The organism is Candidatus Chloroploca sp. Khr17 (assembly GCF_004138165.1).
Taxonomy (GTDB): Bacteria; Chloroflexota; Chloroflexia; order Chloroflexales; family Chloroflexaceae; genus Chloroploca.
Map to the genome: position 1 here is coordinate 1 of NZ_RYFF01000140.1, position 1,998 is coordinate 1,998.

The following is a 1,998-nucleotide window of genomic DNA, read 5'->3' on the forward strand; positions in this document are numbered from 1 at the left end:
GTTGAGGACATCCTGAACGACGACCCCCGACCGGTCACCATCGCCCACCTCGACGCGGCGAAGGAACTGATGATCCAACGCCAGGATACCCACCTCGATAGCCTGGCCGAACGACTGCGCGAACCGCGGGTCCGCCGCGTGATCGAGCCGATCCTCATCGGTGGGTCAATCAGCGATGTGCCCGCTGATGACCGCCAATTCGTCGTTGACCTCGGGCTCGTGCGCCGCGATGAAGCGGGTGGGCTCGTCATCGCGAATCCGATCTACCACGAAGTGCTGCCACGCGTGCTGGCGGGCGGGGCGCGCGACTCGCTGCCGCACATCACCCCGGCATGGCTGAAGCCGGATGGCAGCCTCGACCCCGACAAGCTGCTCGATGCGTTCCTCGCTTTCTGGCGGCAACACGGCCAGCCCCTACTCGGCAGCGTCCACTATCACGAGATCGCCCCGCACCTGGTCCTCATGGCCTTCCTGCACCGCGTCGTCAACGGCAACGGCTCGCTCGACCGCGAGTACGCCATCGGCACCCGGCGCATGGACCTCTGCCTGCGCTACGGCGGCCCGCAGCCCGTTACGATGGGCATGCAACTCAAGGTCTGGCGCGACGGCGAAAGCGACCCTCGCGACGAGGGATTGGCCCAACTCGACCTGTACCTCGCTGGGCTCGGGCTCGAGCGCGGCTGGCTGGTCATCTTCGACCGGCGCAGCGGCCAACTCCCCATCGCCCAGCGCACCACGGTGGAGACGGCCATCTCGCCGCAGGGACGCACGATCGCCGTCGTCAGGGCGTAAAGAGGAACCACCACCGCCCCCTGAGCCGCCGCAACGAAGCACCAACAACCGCTAACGCACGCTGGGCATGGTATACTTGACCCACATACGACCAGGAGGATCCTCCATGCCACGGCGTTTCAATGTTGCCGGGCCGTGCAAGCCCGAATTGCACTACATGCTGCCCGCCGCAGCGCGCGTGCTGCGGGCGCGACGCCTGGTGGCCGATTTCAACTATTTTGTCATCCACGCCCCGCGTCAGACCGGCAAGACGACGTCGATGATCGCGCTGGCCCAGGAGTTGACGGCGTCTGGGGCTTATGTTGCTGCGCTGGTCTCGGTCGAAGTGGGGGCGGCGTTTAACCATGACCCCGGGGCGGCAGAACTCGCGATCCTGAACAACTGGCGATTGGCCCTCAACGCCCAGATGCCACGCGATCTTCAGCCCCCGGCCTGGCCGGAGGCGGAACCGGGAACACGTATCGGGGCCGCATTACAGGCATGGGCACAAGCGGCTCTACGTCCGCTCGTGCTCTTCATTGACGAGATCGACGCCTTGCAAAACGAGACGCTCATCTCGGTGCTGCGCCAACTCCGGGCGGGCTACACGTGGCGTCCGACCGGGTTCCCCGCGTCGCTGGCGCTGATCGGCATGCGCGATGTGCGTGACTACAAAGTCGCATCAGGCGGCAGCGAGCGGCTCAATACCGCCAGTCCCTTCAACGTGAAGACGCGCTCGCTGACGCTGGGAAGCTTCACCCGCGACGACGTGGCCGAGCTCTACCAGCAGCACACCGACGAGACGGGGCAGGTCTTCCCATCCGCCGTCATTGACCACGCCTTCGGCCTGACCCAAGGCCAGCCCTGGTTGGTCAACGACCTCGCTAAGACCGTGGTTGAGGACATCCTGAAGGACGACCCACAGCCGGTCACCGTCGCCCACCTCGACGCGGCGAAGGAACTGATGATCCAGCGCCAAGACACCCACCTCGACAGCCTGGCCGAACGCCTGCGCGAACCGCGGGTGCGCCGCGTGATCGAGCCGATCCTCGTCGGTGGGTCGATCAGCGATGTGCCTGCGGATGACCGCCAATTCGTCGTCGACCTCGGGCTCGTGCGCCGCAACGAAGCGGGTGGACTCGTCATCGCTAATCCGATCTACCACGAAGTGCTGCCACGCGTGCTGGCGGGCGGGGCGCGCGACTCGCTGCCGCACATCACCCCGGC

Annotated in this window: 1 protein-coding gene and 1 pseudogene; both read left to right on the top strand. The window is 66.2% G+C overall.

Features of this window, described 5'->3' with window-relative positions; genetic code table 11:
- Positions 1-792 (top strand): annotated as a pseudogene (locus EKD05_RS25395) (ATP-binding protein); the annotation flags it as partial.
- Positions 793-898: 106 nt separating this feature from the next.
- Positions 899-1,998, top strand: a 1,100-nt coding sequence (locus tag EKD05_RS25400) for an AAA family ATPase (RefSeq protein ID WP_129678429.1), incomplete at its 3' end; no start/stop codon positions are given.